Raw genomic sequence first — 14879 nt, 5'->3', positions numbered from 1 at the left:
GCTGCTGCTTAGATTTTGACAAATTCGCCCGCCAAAGGACCGGAATGTCCGACACAACCTCCGCGCCACGCCGGCGCTCGCGTTTTGGCCTCTACTTCGTGCCTGTCCTGGTCCTCATCGCCGCGGTGGCGTGGAGCGGGTTCTGGTTCTTTGCCGCGTCCCAGGTCGGGGTGCAGGCCGATGCCTGGCGGGCCCACGAGGCGGAGGCCGGCCGTGTTTATGATTGCGGCAACCGTTCGGTGGCGGGGTACCCGTTCCGGCTCGAGGTCCGCTGCTCGGATCCGAGCGTGATGCTGGTTTCCCAGACCGCGTCCCCGCAAATGTCGTTCGTGGCGCGGCTCGCCGAGATCCTGGTCGTAGCGCAGATCTATGATCCCAAGCTCGTGATCGCGGAGTTCAAGGGGCCGGCCACGCTCGCCGAACGCGGCGCCCAGCCCTCGCTGTCGATCAACTGGAGCAAGGGGCGCAGCAGCGTGGTTGGACTGCCGGCGGTGCCGCAGCGCGCTTCGCTGGTGTTCGACGATCTCGCCATCGACCGGATCGGCGGCGCCACCCCGGCGCCGGTCGCGCGCGTCGCCCATGTCGAACTGCACGGACGGCAGGTCGACGGGCCGACGCCGGACAGCCCGGCGATCGAGACCGTGTTGCAGATCTCGAACGGCACATTGCAGGACGTGCATCCGCTGCTCACGCAGCCGTTCAATGCCGACATCCACGCAAGACTGAACGGGCTGAAGGATTTTTCGCCAAAGCCCTGGCCGGATCGTTTCCGCGAGCTCCAGGCTGCCGGCGGCAGTGTCGAGATCATGCAGTCGCGGATCGAGCAGGGCGATGTTCTCTCGGTCGCCGCCGGCACGCTGCGCCTCAACGCGCAGGGACGCATCGAGGGCGAGCTGCAGATGACGGTCGCCGGCCTCGAACGCGTGATCCCCGCGCTCGGCATCGACAAGATGCTGGAGGAGGGCGTGCCGCAATCGACGCTCGATCGCGTCGCGCCCGGCGTGAAGAGCCAGGACATCAGCAATCTGTTCGGCGCGCTCGACCGCGCCATTCCTGGCCTCGGCAAGGTGATCAAGCAGAACGCCAATGCCGGCATTTCCGCCGGCATCAACTCGCTCGGCACCGAAGCCATGCTCGAGGGCAAGAAAGCCCGCAGCTTCCCGCTGCGCTTCTCCGACGGCGCGGTGTTCCTGGGCCCGCTCAAGGTCGCGCAGATTCCGCCGTTGTTCTGAGCGGGATATCTCGACAGCGTCACCGTTGCCGATTGCGTCCGGGAGAACTCACCTGTTCCAACGATGGTCCAATTGCGGCCGCCCGATCCAGACCTGGTTGAGGCATCGCGTGGTCCAGCCGAGATCCGATTTTCCTTGTAGCCGCGCCAGGGCTTCCTGATAGGGACCGACGTAGCGGAGGCGGGTCGGTATCTTGGGATACACGCGTCGTATCCGCGCAAGCGCACGTTCGGCCTTCGCGTCACGCTCGTCAAAGGCGAATCCGAAGCCCGTGCGCAGCCGGTCCGGCAACAGCTGGGCGCTAAGAGTGCGGTACCATCGCGGCGGCCGCAGCCACGGTCGTCCGCCGGCGAAGATCTGTCCGGCCACCTCGCGTGCAGCGGCGCTGACCGATAACGTATCCGATTGCAACATCGCCGCATTGTAGGCGGCGAACGATTCCCAATCCGCTGGCAAATCGCTCGACGTCAGCCCGAACAACGCCCCGAACAACCGGCTTTCAGCCCAATACCGTTCGCGCTCGTCGGCCGTGAGCGGAGGCAGGATCAGGTCGTGCACGATGAGAGCAGTATCGACGAGGGTCGCGTGAACCCAGCGCAATGCCGCCGCCTCGTTGGCGCGGTAAGGCGAGCCGCTGTCGAAGGGGCCGATGCCTTCGGGCAGGCGACCGACGATCGTGGCATGACGGCGGTGCAGGTGCCGGGCAGCAGCAAGCGCCGCGTCGAGCGAGCCGAACACCATCGTAAACACGACGTCAAAGGTGCGATGGAAGCGACCGATCGGATCCGCAAAGGTCCGCGAGTGCTCGGCCACGGCGGCGGCGACCCAGGGGTGCGCAAGCTGAAGCAGCAAGGCACGACCGGCGCCCAAAAAGATCACGGCTTCCCTGTCCATCCGCCAGGTCATCGAGGCTGGACCAAAAATGCCTTCGACCTGTCCCGCGGCCCGGGCTCGGACGAATTCAAGGGTAGCTTCCAGGTCGCCTTCAGAGACCAAATGCGGGCCCTTTCGATGCGGACGCGAATGGGATGCTACTATAGTTTGTGCGGCCTATCGCGATTCGGCAAGCGAAGCGCGCGCTGTAATCCGCGAAGTATGCTCAAGCCGCTCTCCTGATTGATGCGTGTGCGCGCCGCCGTCCGGCGTCACGGCCGGCATTAATCCACACGGCACCGAAGCCTCGCTCGAAGGCGCGCAGCCTCCCGCGGCGCTTCGCCGACGGCGTGGTGTATCTCGGTCTCCACGTCGCCATGGCTGGGACAAGCCCCGGGGCATAACGACTTCCTCCCGCGCGCATATCGCAGCTGGCGGCAAACTATTCCCGCCTCCGCGATGAGAAAAACGTGACCGCCAATCTGCGGACTGCCGCGAATAACAGCGCCTGAGTGCCGCTCTCTCCTGCCTGAGGAAACATCCTCGCGTGGGAGGGAGCACATGAAAGGACTCGGGGGGATACTGCTCGGCAGCATGCTTGTGTTGGCCGGTCCCGCATGGGCCGACGACGATGCATCCGAGCTGCGGGCGTTGAAAGCGCGGCTGAGGCAGCTCGAGCAGCGCATGGAGCAGCAGGCGCGCCGGCAGGAGGCGCTGGCCGCGAGAGCCGACACCCAGGTCGCGACCAAGGCGCCGTCGCCATTCGATCCCTGCGCGCCGGGCAAGCTCTGCTACAGGGGCGTCAGCTTCACCTTCGGCGGCTGGATCGATCTCACCGGCATCTATCGCAGCCGCAATCTCGCATCCGATACCGGTTCGGTCTTCAATGCGATCCCGTTCCCGCAAAGCAGGAACTTCAACACCGACGAAGCGCGCTTCTCCGCGCGCCAGACTCGCCTCTCGGTGCTCGCCGAAGCCAATGCGACGACCGACACCCACATTGCCGGCTTCGGCGAGATCGATTTCGAGGGCGCGGCGCAGACCGCGAATTCGGTTGCGACCAATTCGTACAATCCGCGGCTGCGGCAGGCGAGCATCGAGATCGATCGCACCGATCTCGGCCTGCATGTGCTCGCTGGCCAGACGTGGTCGCTGAACGCGCCGAGCAAGGCGGGCATCGACCCGCGCGTTGCCGATACGCCCGGCGTGATCGATTTCGAACTGGTGCCGGGTTTCCTCGGCGCGCGGCAGCCCGGCATCCGCGTCTGGCAGGACATCGGGCCCGAGTTCAAACTGGCGATCTCGGCGGAGAATCCGCAGACCTCGTTCTTCGGCGGCAACACGCCGCTGGTCGGCATGCCGGCGGTCGGGCCGCAGGGCGTGCTCAATCCGAACCTGCTGGTGAACCTGACCGGCCCGGGCGGCAGCTTCTTCAACAGCCTGAACAATGTCAGCCTCAACCACGTCCCCGATATCACGGTGAAGGCGGCGTGGGATCCGCTGCTGGGTCCGTACAAGCTGCATCTCGAGGGTTGGGCGATGTATCGCGATTTCTACGATCGCTTCAACTTTGCCAATCACGACGTCAACACGGCGAGCTTCGGCGTTCATCTCTCGGCCGAGATCGTGCCGAAGACGCTGGAGTTGCAGGCCTCGGCGTCCTACGGCGCGCTTGGCCGCTTCACGGCGACGCCGTTCCCGGACGTGACGGTGCGGCAGGACGGCTCGATCCAGCCGTTGCCGATCACCGCATTCCTGGTCGGCACCGTGTGGCACACGACGCCGTCGCTCGATCTCTACGCCTATGCGGGCCTGGAGAAGACCAGGGCGACGTTCTCCGATGTCGGCACCGTGCCGTTCGGCTATGGCAATCCGCTCTACAACAATCTCGGCTGCAATATCGAGAACTCGCCGGCGGCGACCTGCAACGGCAACACGTCCGAGGTCAGGCAGTACACCGCAGGCTTCTACGACACGATCTTCAAAGGCGCCTACGGCACCATCAAGGCCGGGGCGCAATATTCCTACACCCAGCGCTTCGCCTTCTCCGGTGTCGGCGGCGCGCCGAAGACGGACGACCACATCGTCATGACCCAGCTCCGCTACTACCCGTTCTAAAAAGGAGACTGTAGATGAGGACCGCAAGCAAATCGGGGGGCAGAGCCGCCTTCGCGCGCGACATGCTGATGGTCAGCCGGGCCGCGCATGTGCTGCAGCGCGCCGGCCTGGCGATGGCCGGTGCGATGGGCGGGACCTTCGTTGCCGCCCAGCTCGCGAAGGGGCACGTCGCGATGTTCGACACGCTTGCCTTCATCGCAATGCTGATCGTGATCGGTGCCGTCGGCTTCTATCTCGGGATCGATGTCCCGCGGCGGCCGGCCGCGATCCGGTCGCGCAAGCTCGATGCAGTCGAGCTCCTCAGTGCAAGCGGCACCTTCCTCGCGGCGATGGCCGCGCTGGTGTCGGTCTACGGCATCATCTTCGACGAGACGCCGTCCCGGGCCTGGGCGTTGGTGATCGGCTCATGGTGGATCGGCGGCGTGGCGATGCTCGCAACGGCCGGGCTGCTCGGCCGCCAGCGCCTGGCGCGGACCGTCGCGGCGATATCGGCGACTCCCGGTCGATATTCAGCTCCGCAGCGATAGCGAAGCCTGCGGAGTTGGTCGTCCGGCCCGCGTAAGCGGACCGGACGACGCCGCTCGCAGCGCCGGCTACGCGGAGAGCGGGGCGCCAATTGCTCGGGGCCCATGGGTGCGATCGGCACCCGGCTTTCCCTGCGTCTTCTGCTTCAGAGTGGCGAAACGAAATGCAAAGCTCAGGCAATTCATGTCGCGAGAATGCGAAAGTATGTCTCACAGACCGCGCAACAAACTCGCTGTCGTCCCTGCGAAAGCAGGGACCCATAGCCACCGGCGCCAGTTGGCTTGCTGCGCTGTGGCCAAAGCTCACTTCAACGATACAGCCCTGTGGTTATGGGTCCCTGCTTTCGCAGGGACGACAGCGGAGGATGTGGCGCCAGATCGGCCTACGGGGACTGCGACCTTGAATGCGTCGCCATCTCGGTTTCAACTTTCATTGGGACGATGCATCGAGAGCGCCACGCGCCCATCTCCTACCTCGTCCATGCCATCTTCAGCACCGGCCGTCCCGAGGTCGGGTTGACGTCCTCGCCGGCATGCACGAAGCCGTTGCGTTCGTAGAAGCGGATGGCGCGGGCGTTGTCCTTGTTGACCAGCAACGTGACGCCATCGGGCGACAGGCGCTTGGCCTCGTCGACCAGCGCGCTTGCGAGCGGCGAGCCCCAGTGAGCGGGATCGACCACGAGCTGATCGAGATAGCCGGCCTTGTCGATGGTGACGAAGCCGGTCAGCGCGCCACTCTGCTCGGCGACGACGATCGCGGCGCTCGGCACCAGCTCGCTCCGCCAACGCTCGCGCCACCACGCCACGCGCGCCGTGAAGTCGATCGAGGGATAGGCCTGCTGCCAGGTCTGCCGCCACAGTTCGATGGCCGCGTCCTCATCCGCAGCGCGATAGGGACGAAGCTCGAAGCCGTGTGCCACCTAGCGTTCCGTCAGCTTCAGCTCGATGCGGCGGTTGCGCTTGTAGGCGTCTTCGGTCTGCGCGGTGTCGAGCGGCTGGAATTCGCCGAAGCCGGCGGCGACGAGCCGCTGCGGCGGCACACCGAGCGACACCAGATACTGCACCACCGAGATCGCGCGCGCCGAGGACAGCTCCCAGTTCGATTTGAACACCGGGCTGTTGATCGGCCGCACGTCGGTGTGGCCGTCGACCCGCAGCACCCAGGGGATCTCGCTCGGAATCTTCTTGTCGATATCGATCAGCGCGCTAGCCACCGTATCGAGCTCAGTCTTGCCCTCGGGCAGCAGGGTGGCCTGTCCAGTGTCGAAGAACACTTCCGACTGGAACACAAAGCGGTCGCCGACGATGCGGATATCCGGGCGGTTGCCGAGGATGGTGCGCAGACGGCCGAAGAACTCGGAGCGGTACTTCGACAATTCCTGCACCCGCTGCGCCAGCGCGACGTTCAGCCGCTGGCCGAGATCGGCGATGCGGTTCTGCGATTCCTTGTCGCGCTTCTCGGAGGCGTCGAGCGCCTCTTCGAGCGCCGCGAGCTGGCGGCGCAGTGCGCTGATCTGCTGGTTCAGCACCTCGATCTGCGCCAGCGCGCGCGACGAGACGCCCTTCTCGGATTCCAGCGCCTTGTTGAGCTCGTTGGCGCGGCCCTCCGCGTCGTTGCCGGAGTTCGCGAGCCCCTCATAGAGCCCCTTCATGCGGTCGCGCTCGCCTTCGGCGGAGGCGAGGCTGGCGCGCAGCTGCGCCATCTGGTCGTCGAGGTTGAGCTTGCCGAGCTTCTCCATCGACAGCAGATCGTTGAGCTGCGCGATCTTGGCGTTGAGCTGTTCCAGCGCCTTGTCCTTGCCGGTGACTTCCTGCGACAGGAAGAACTGCACCACCAGGAACACCGTGAGCAGGAACACGATCGACAGCACCAGCGTCGACAGCGCGTCGACAAAGCCGGGCCAATAGTTGAAGGCGGACTCGCTGCGGCGTGCGCGGGCAAGGGCCATGGGCTTGCCTCCTGGCTAACTCTTCTCGGGCTGGCGGGCGAGACGCTCGAGCAGGCGCTTGATCTCGCGATTCTGCTCGCCCTGGCCGTCGGCCCATTCCCGGATCATCTGTTGCTCGGTGCGCATATGCGCAACCAGGCCCTGTATCGCCTCGGCGAGATTGGCCATCGCCGCGGTGGTGCTGCGGCCGCCGCCTTCCTCGACCGCGGTGCGCAGCCGGTCGATCGCACCCTGCAATTCGCCGCCGCCCACGCCGGCCTCCTCGCCGGAAATGCCGCGCACAGTGGTGGCGAGCCAGTCCTCAAGGTCGGTGTAGAAGCGGTTCTGGGCCTGGCTCGATTGCAGATCGAGGAAGCCGAGGATCAGCGAGCCGGCGAGGCCGAACAGCGAGGACGAGAACGAGATGCCCATGCCGCCGAGCGGGGCGGCGAGGCCCTCCCTCAGCGAATCGAACAGCGCGCCGGCATCGCCGCCGACCTTGAGCCCGTCGATCACCTTGCCGACCGAGCCTACGGTCTCGATCAGGCCCCAGAAGGTGCCGAGCAGGCCGAGGAAGACGAGCAGGCCGGTCATGTAGCGCGAAATGTCGCGGGCCTCGTCGAGGCGGGTCGCGATCGAATCGAGCAGATGCCGCATGGTCTGCTGCGTGATGCTCATCCGCCCCGAGCGCTCGCCGCCGAGGATCGCGGCCATCGGGGCCAGCAGCGTCGGGCGGCGGTCGATCGCAAGGCCGGGATCGGCGATGCGGAAATTATTGACCCAGGCAACCTCGGGGTAGAGCCGGATCACCTGGCGGAACGCCAGGATGATGCCGACGAGCAGAACCAGGCCGATCAGGGCGTTCAGGCCGGGATTGGCGAAGAACGCCATGATGATCTGCTTGTACAGCACAACCCCGACCAGGCCGCAAAGCACCAGGAACACCAGCATCCGCACCAGGAAGATCCGGGGCGAGGACAGCTTGCTCAGTTCGATCTCCATATCGGAGCGGGAAGGAGGCATTGCCGGGTCATCCGTTCGCGAAGGCCGCATCTGCGATCAATATGGCACAGCGGCGGAGGGAGGAAAGTGAGGAAAGCCGCATCCGGGCCGCGAAGGGGGATTCTTCGGTTGAAGGCGACCTTTCGCACACACCTCGCAAAGCCGTCCCGGCGTTTCCCGCGCGTCCTTGGACGTTGCCGCCGATGACCGTCCCGCCGCAGGCCATGGAGCCGCGCGCGTCGGGCTCGCAGTGCCGGTTGAGAGGGCGGCGATTCGGCGACGTCGCCTCACAAAGTTGCGGCAATGCCACCCTCGCACGCATGCAAATGCCGCGTTCGCGCTCACGCATTGCTTAATGGAGCCTCACAGCCTGCGATGGAACCCGCTCACAATCCGGTGAATCGATAAAAGATGCCGCAAATTCAGTGCGATAGGCTTATGTGACAATGAGCCGCCCGCTGAACGCATTGCGTCGCAGCAAGCACATTTTATTTTCTACCGGCAACGGAGCGGTGTCGATGCGATGCCGCCGTTTGTTTGTTCACACCAATCAGGGGCGACCTCTTCAATGTCTGGACTTCGCGCGCAATCGGCATGCATTGCGTTGATGCTGGCCGTGGCGGCGCCATTGCTTGCGGGCTGCGACGAACCGAACACGGCGACCGCCGCCGCGCAGGCACCCGAGCCGGATGTCAGCGTCGTCACCGTGAAGCAGCAGGCGCGCGCGATGGTGCGCGAGCTGCCGGGCCGTATCGCGCCGACGCGCGTTTCCGACGTCCGCCCGCGCGTCTCCGGCATCATCGTCAACCGCATGTTCCATCAGGGCAGCGAGGTGAAGGCCGGCGATCCGCTTTACCAGATCGATCCGCGCCCGTTCGAAGTCGAGTTGCAATCGAACGAGGCGGCGCTGTCGCGCGCCAAGGCGGTGCTCGAGCAGGCCTCGTTGCAGGCCCGCCGCATTGCGACCCTGACCCACCAGCGCGCGACCTCCGAGGCCGAGAACGAGAGGGCGATCGCCAACCTGAAGCAGGCCGAGGCCGACGTTCAGGGCCGCGAAGCCGATGTCGCGCGTGCCAAGCTCAACCTGGACTATGCGACGATCCGCGCGCCGATCGACGGCATTGTCGGCGCGGCGCTGGTCAGCGAGGGCGCGCTCGTCGTGCAGAACGACGCCACGAGTCTCGCGACGATCCAGCAGCTCGACCCGATCTATGCCGACTTCCAGCAGTCGGCCAGCGAGATGAACCAGCTCCGCCGTGCCTTCGAGAACGGCGATCTCGAGCGCATCGAGGCCGATGCGCTGAAGGTTCGCCTCGTGCTCGACGACGGCACGATCTATTCGCAGCCGGGCAAGCTGTTGTTCTCCGACGCCAAGGTCGATGCCTATACCGGCCAGGTGACGCTGCGCGGCGAGTTCCCGAACCCGCACAAGGTCCTGCTGCCCGGCATGTATGTTCGCGTGCAGATCGAGCAGGGCATCGACAGCGATGCCATCGCGGTGCCGCAGCAGGCGATCCAGCGCAACGGCGGCGGCGGTAGCGAGGTCTATGTCGTCAAGGCCGATAATCATGTCGCGGTGCAGTCCGTGCGCACCGGCTCGCTGCAGGGCGGCCAGTGGTTCGTCACCGACGGTCTGAAGGCCGGCGACAAGGTCGTCGTGGAAGGCTTCCAGAAATTTGCCGCGGGCGACAAGGTTCGGCCGCATCTCTGGCAGCAGGTCGACGCGTCGGCCGGGGCCGCGACGGACGCGCAGCAAGCCGCCCACGTCGAGCGGTGATCCGATATGCCTAGCTTCTTCATCGACAGGCCGATCTTCGCCTGGGTCGTCGCGCTGTTCATCTGTCTGGTCGGCGCGATCTCGATTCCGCTGCTCGCGGTCGCTCAATATCCGATCATTGCGCCGCCCTCGATCTCGATCTCGACCAGCTATCCCGGCGCATCGCCCGAGAACCTGTACAACAGCGTCACGCGGCTGATCGAGGAGGAGCTCAACGGCGCCGCCAACATCCTGAACTTCGAATCGACCTCTGACTCGCTCGGCCAGGTCGAGATCATCGCCAACTTCAAGCCGGGCACCGACACCAGCCAGGCCTCGGTCGAGGTGCAGAACCGCCTCAAGCGCGTCGAGGCGCGGCTGCCGCGCGCCGTGATCCAGCAGGGCATCCTGGTCGAGGAAGCCTCGTCCGCGGTGCTGCAGATCATCACGCTGAAATCGACCGACGGCAGCCTCGACGAGGTCGGCCTCGGCGACTTCATGATACGCAACGTGCTGGGCGAGGTCCGCCGTATTCCCGGAGTCGGCCGCGCCACGCTGTATTCGACCGAGCGAAGTCTGCGCATCTGGATCGATCCGGCCAAGCTGGTCGGCTATGGCCTCTCGGCTGACGACGTCAACCGGGCGATCACGGCGCAGAACGCTCAGGTCGCCTCGGGCAGCATCGGCGCCGAGCCGAGCACCGATACGCAGAAGATCTCCGCGCAGGTTCTGGTGAAGGGCCAGCTTTCCTCGCCCGACGAGTTCGGCGCGATCATCCTGCGCGCCAACAATGACGGTTCGACCGTCCGCCTGCGCGACGTAGCGCGAATCGAGGTCGGCGGCCTCAGCTACCAGTTCAACACGCGCCTGAACGGCAAGCCGACCGCGGGCCTCTCGGTGCTGTTGTCGCCGAAGGGCAATGCGCTGGCGACCGCGAGCGCGGTCGAGGCCAAGATGAAGGAGCTGTCGCGCTTCTTCCCGGCCAATATCAGCTACGACATCCCCTACAACATCACGCCGGTGGTCGAGGCCTCGATCGAGAAGGTGCTGATGACGCTGGTCGAGGCGGTGGTGCTGGTGTTCATCGTGATGTTCCTGTTCCTGCAGAACATCCGCTACACCATCATTCCGACCATCGTGGTTCCGGTGGCGCTGCTCGGCGCCTGCGCCACGCTGATGATCGTGGGCTTCTCGATCAACATGCTGACCATGTTCGGCATGGTGCTGGCGGTCGGCATTCTGGTCGACGACGCCATCGTCGTGGTCGAGAACGTCGAGCGCATCATGGCCGAGGAGGGCCTGCCGCCGAAGCAAGCGACCAAGAAGGCGATGTCGCAGATCACCGGCGCCATCATCGGCATCACGCTGGTGCTGATGGCGGTGTTCGTGCCTATGGCGTTCTTCCCCGGCTCGGTCGGCATCATCTACCGCCAGTTCTCGGTTACAATGGTTGCGGCGATCGCGTTCTCGGCGCTGCTCGCGCTGTCATTGACGCCGGCGCTGTGCGCGACGCTGCTCAAGCCGGTGCAGAAGGGCCACGGCCATGCCCGCAAGGGCGTGTTCGGCTGGTTCAACCGTGTGCTCGACACCAGCCGCGCCGGCTATACGCGCACGGTGCAGGGGTCGCTGAAGCGCACCGGTCGCCTGATGGTGCTCTACGCCGTGCTGTTCGCAGCCGTCGCCTACGGCTTCGTGCGGCTGCCCGGCGGCTTCCTGCCGGTGGACGACCAGGGCTTCATCACGACCGACGTGCAGACGCCGTCGGAATCGTCCTATGGGCGCACCGAAGCCGCGGTCGAGAAGGTCGAGAAATATCTGCTCGAGCGTGACGGCATCGAGAACGTGACGTTCCTCACCGGCTTCAGCTTCCTCGGCCAGGGCATGAACACCGCGCAGGCCTTCATCACCCTGAAGGACTGGTCGGAGCGCGGCCCGAAGGATTCGGCGGCCGCCATCGTCGCCGACATCAACCGCGAGCTGTCGTCGCTCCGCGACGCCAGGATCTCGGCGCTGCAGCCGCCGCCGATCGACAATCTCGGCAACTCCTCGGGCTTCTCGTTTCGCCTGCAGGACCGCGGCCAGAAAGGCTATGCGGCGCTGATCGCCGCGTCGGATCGCCTCGTCACCGAAGCCAATGCCAGCCCGATCCTGCAGAAGGTCTATGTCGAAGGTCTGCCCTCGGCGCCGCAGGTCAATCTGGTGATCGACCGCGAGAAAGCGGGCGCGTTCGGCGTTACCTTCGAGGACATCAACAACACGATCTCGACCAATCTCGGCTCGAACTACATCAACGACTTCCCGAACCGCGGACGCATGCAGCGCGTCATCGTGCAGGCCGACAAGACCAGCCGCATGAACGCGGACGACATCCTGAACTACAACGTCAAGAACAGCCGCGGCCAGCTGGTGCCGTTCTCCGCCTTCGCGACCATCGAGTGGGCGAAGGGACCGACGCAGATCGCGGGCTTCAACTACTATCCGGCGGTGCGCATCTCCGGCGAGGCCAAGCCCGGCTTCACCTCGGGCGATGCGATCGCGGAGATGGAGCGCCTTGCCGACAAGCTGCCGCGCGGCTTCGGCTATGAATGGACCGGCCAGTCGCTGCAGGAGAAGCTGTCGGGCTCGCAGGCACCGTTCCTGCTGGCGCTGTCGGTGCTGGTGGTGTTCCTGCTGCTCGCCGCGCTCTACGAGAGCTGGACCATTCCGCTCGCGGTGCTGCTCACCATTCCGCTCGGCATTCTCGGCGCCGTGGTGGCGGCGACGCTGCGGGGGCTCTCCAACGACGTCTATTTCACCGTCGGCCTGATCACCATCATCGGTCTCGCCGCCAAGGACGCGATCCTGATCATCGAGTTTGCGAAGGATCTGCGCGCGCAGGGCAAGCCGCTGGTCGAGGCCACGATCGAGGCGTGCAGCCTGCGCTTCCGCCCGATCCTGATGACCGGCCTTGCCTTCGTCTGCGGCGTGCTGCCGATGGCGATCGCGACCGGCGCCGGCGGCGCCAGCCAGCAGGCGCTCGGCACATCAGTGATGGGCGGCATGATCGCCGTCGTCATCCTGGCGCTGCTGCTGGTACCGGTGTTCTTCGTCAGCGTGCAGCGCGTGCTGGCGGGTGACCGGGAGACGGCAGAGAAAGCGGAGGTCTTTGGCCCGCCCGCGCCGGCGCAGGGGACGCGCTAAATGATCATGGCCGGGCTTGCCGCCTTCGCTAAGGCTTCGGCGCGCCTCAGACCGTTAGCCTCGTCGAAGCCTTGGCGTAGACGGGACCCGGCCATCCATCATAGGAACGGCTTTTTCGAAGGTCGATGGATGCGCGGGTCAAGCCCGCGCATGACGAGCTCTTACTGCCCGAGCGGCTTCAAGATCTTGATCAGCTCGCCGTGCACGAACTCGTTGCCGCAGACGACGTGACCGGTCTGCAGCGGGTCGTCATTGCCCTGGATGCCCGAGACCGTGCCGCCGGCCTCCCTGACCATCAACATGCCGGCCGCGATGTCCCAGGGCTGCAGATTGCGCTCCCAGTAGCCGTCGAGCCGGCCGGCGGCGACGAAGGCGAGGTCGAGCGAGGCGGCGCCGAAGCGGCGGAAGCCCGCGACCTTGGTCTGCAGCGCGGCCATCTCGTGCAGCGCCACCTGATGGTTGCCGCGGCCGATATGCGGCAGCCCGCAGGCCACCACGCATTCGTTGAGCTGGCGGCGGCCGGCGACGCGCAGGCGCTGGTCGTTGAGGAAGGCGCCCTTGCCGCGCTCGGCGATGTAGAGCTCGTCATTGGCGGGATTGTAGATCACGCCCGCGATCACGGTGTCCTCGCGCTTGAGCCCGATCGAGATCGCGAATTGCGGGATGCCGTGCAGGAAGTTGGTGGTGCCGTCGAGCGGATCGACGATCCAGGTGTGGCTCTTGTCGGAGCCCTCGCGCTTGCCGCCTTCCTCGCCGAGGAAGCCGTAGCCGGGACGGGCCTTTTCGAGGTCGGTGTAGAGCATCTCCTCAGCGCGCTTGTCGGCGAGCGAGACGAAATTCGCCGGCCCCTTCAGCGACACCTGGAGATGCTCGATCTCGCCGAGGTCGCGCTTGAGGCTGCGGCCGGCGCGCCGCGCGGCCTTGACCATGACATTGATGAGGGCGGAGTAGAGCATGGGGCGACGGCTTCTTTGGTGCTGATAGGCGGGGCGGCGGAACGTGGTTCCGCCACCCTGAGGAGCGCGGAACGCGCGTCTCGAAGGATCGACGGCCACCAGCCGGGCCGTGCATCCTTCGAGGCTCGCTTCGCTCGCACCTCAGGATGACGGTGAAAGAGAGCGATGAGGCTGTCCGAGGTTTCCCGACTGGGTTGCCCTCTGGAGCCCGCGCCGTCAAGGCGTCATTTGACGTCGTGTCCGATCCATTTCCGGGCGGCTGCCTCGCCCTTGGCGCGGTCATCCGGGGTCATGTCGGCGAGGATGTCGTCAAGATCGGGGTCACCCTTGCCGGCGGTCTTGGCCACCAGGTGCCATTTCAGCGCCTCGACCTTGTCCATCGGCGCGCCGGCGCCGGTCGCCAGCACGTGGGCGAGGCGGTTTTGCGCGATCGCGCTGTTCTGCCGGGCCGCCTTGCGCAGCAGCGCCACCGCGGCCGGCACGTTCCGCGGCGTGCCGGTGCCGTTGTAGAGCGCGATGGCATATTCGACCTCGGCGTCGACATTGTCGGCCAGCGACGCGGCCTGCAGCAGCCGTGCCGCCTTTTCGAGGTCCTTGGGCACCCCGGTGCCCTCCTTGTAGAAGGTGGCCAGCGCGTACTGCGCTTGCGGATTACCGGCGTCGGCGGCCATGCGCAGCAGCTCGGCGGAACGGTTGACGTCCTGCGGCAGGGTCTGGCCGTCGAGATAGAGCAGCGCGAGATTATAGGCCGCCTTGGGCTCGCCGAGCTTGACCGCCGATGCCAGCAGCTTGACCGCGGCATCCTTGTCGACCGGGCCGCCGCGGCCAGCGATCTTCATCATGGCAAGCGCGAACATCGCCTCGCGGTCGCCGGCGTCGGACGCGCGCTTGTACCAGTCGTCGGCCTTGGCGTAGTCGCGCTTGACCCCGAGCCCGTTGGCGTAGAGTTCGCCGAGCATCGTCATGGCCTTGGGATCGTTGTTGTACTGGACTCGCGTGGTCGCCAGGTCGAACGCGGTCTTGTACAGCCCGCGCTGATAGGCACCGTAGACGAGATCGACGTTGGGATCCTCGAAACCTGGCGTCGGTGTCGGCGAGGGCGTCGGGGTCGGCGAAGCGGCGGCCGCCGGCTTCGGCGTGGGTTTCTTGGCGACCGGCGAATGCACCTTCGGCTTGGGCTGCTTCGGGGCCTCTTTCTTCGGCGCCGGCGCCTGCTGCGCCGGGGGCGTGATCGACAGCTGCGCCACCGCGCCGCTCGCCAGCATCGTGCAGCCGAGCGCGACACCTATCGGACGCAGGCGCTTCATTCC

11 protein-coding genes are annotated in these 14879 nt (G+C 65.9%); 5 read left to right on the top strand and 6 right to left on the bottom strand.

From position 1 onward, the window contains the following. Nucleotides 1–44: 44 nt before the first annotated feature. Entirely contained in the window at nt 45–1232 is a 1188-nt protein-coding gene (locus tag AS156_RS21805) for a DUF2125 domain-containing protein (RefSeq protein WP_066508543.1), read from the top strand. A gap of 48 nt (nt 1233–1280) precedes the next feature. Here AS156_RS21805 and AS156_RS21800 read toward each other — a convergent pair whose 3' ends face one another. Then, a complete protein-coding gene (locus AS156_RS21800; RefSeq protein ID WP_066508541.1) occupies nt 1281–2228 on the bottom strand; it encodes an oxygenase MpaB family protein in 948 nt (315 codons plus the stop codon). Nucleotides 2229–2666: 438 nt separating this feature from the next. Between AS156_RS21800 and AS156_RS21795 the strand changes: the two genes are divergently transcribed. Both AS156_RS21795 and AS156_RS21790 read left to right on the top strand, forming a co-directional pair. Then, the gene (locus AS156_RS21795) at nt 2667–4223 is read left to right on the top strand and encodes a hypothetical protein (protein WP_245312998.1); all 1557 of its coding nucleotides are present in this window, start codon (nt 2667–2669) and stop codon (nt 4221–4223) included. A 14-nt stretch (nt 4224–4237) separates the two neighbouring features. Next, nucleotides 4238–4750, top strand: coding sequence for a hypothetical protein (locus AS156_RS21790; RefSeq protein WP_066508540.1), 513 nt, complete (start codon nt 4238–4240; stop codon nt 4748–4750). Between the two features lie 467 nt (nt 4751–5217). Here the strand turns inward: AS156_RS21790 and AS156_RS21785 are convergent, their stop codons facing one another. From AS156_RS21785 to AS156_RS21775, 3 genes are read right to left on the bottom strand one after another with little or no spacing between them, the layout of a single operon-like run. After that, on the bottom strand, nt 5218–5667 hold the full coding sequence (locus AS156_RS21785; RefSeq protein WP_066508539.1) for a GNAT family N-acetyltransferase: 450 nt from the start codon (nt 5665–5667) through the stop codon (nt 5218–5220). Beyond that, nucleotides 5668–6696: a peptidoglycan -binding protein gene (locus AS156_RS21780; protein ID WP_066508538.1), complete on the bottom strand. Its 1029-nt coding sequence runs from the start codon at nt 6694–6696 to the stop codon at nt 5668–5670. It lies immediately after the preceding gene. 15 nt (nt 6697–6711) lie between these two features. Then, nucleotides 6712–7698, bottom strand: coding sequence for a flagellar motor protein MotA (locus AS156_RS21775; RefSeq protein ID WP_066508536.1), 987 nt, complete (start codon nt 7696–7698; stop codon nt 6712–6714). 547 nt (nt 7699–8245) lie between these two features. On the opposite strand from AS156_RS21775, the gene AS156_RS21770 reads away from it, so the two are divergent. Together AS156_RS21770 and AS156_RS21765 are read left to right on the top strand one after the other, a co-directional pair. Beyond that, nucleotides 8246–9454, top strand: coding sequence for an efflux RND transporter periplasmic adaptor subunit (locus AS156_RS21770; RefSeq protein ID WP_082747670.1), 1209 nt, complete (start codon nt 8246–8248; stop codon nt 9452–9454). A 6-nt stretch (nt 9455–9460) separates the two neighbouring features. Beyond that, a complete protein-coding gene (locus AS156_RS21765) occupies nt 9461–12613 on the top strand; it encodes a multidrug efflux RND transporter permease subunit (protein WP_066508528.1) in 3153 nt (1050 codons plus the stop codon). A gap of 161 nt (nt 12614–12774) precedes the next feature. Here AS156_RS21765 and AS156_RS21760 read toward each other — a convergent pair whose 3' ends face one another. Together AS156_RS21760 and AS156_RS21755 are read right to left on the bottom strand one after the other, a co-directional pair. Continuing rightward, nucleotides 12775–13569: an inositol monophosphatase family protein gene (locus tag AS156_RS21760; RefSeq protein ID WP_066508526.1), complete on the bottom strand. Its 795-nt coding sequence runs from the start codon at nt 13567–13569 to the stop codon at nt 12775–12777. A gap of 224 nt (nt 13570–13793) precedes the next feature. After that, on the bottom strand, nt 13794–14876 hold the full coding sequence (locus AS156_RS21755; RefSeq protein ID WP_066508524.1) for a tetratricopeptide repeat protein: 1083 nt from the start codon (nt 14874–14876) through the stop codon (nt 13794–13796). Nucleotides 14877–14879: the final 3 nt, after the last annotated feature.

The sequence above is a fragment of the Bradyrhizobium macuxiense genome (assembly GCF_001542415.1).
GTDB lineage: Bacteria > Pseudomonadota > Alphaproteobacteria > Rhizobiales > Xanthobacteraceae > Bradyrhizobium > Bradyrhizobium macuxiense.
Note: the sequence above shows the minus strand (reverse complement) of the source record. Positions and strands in the feature narration are given on the sequence as shown.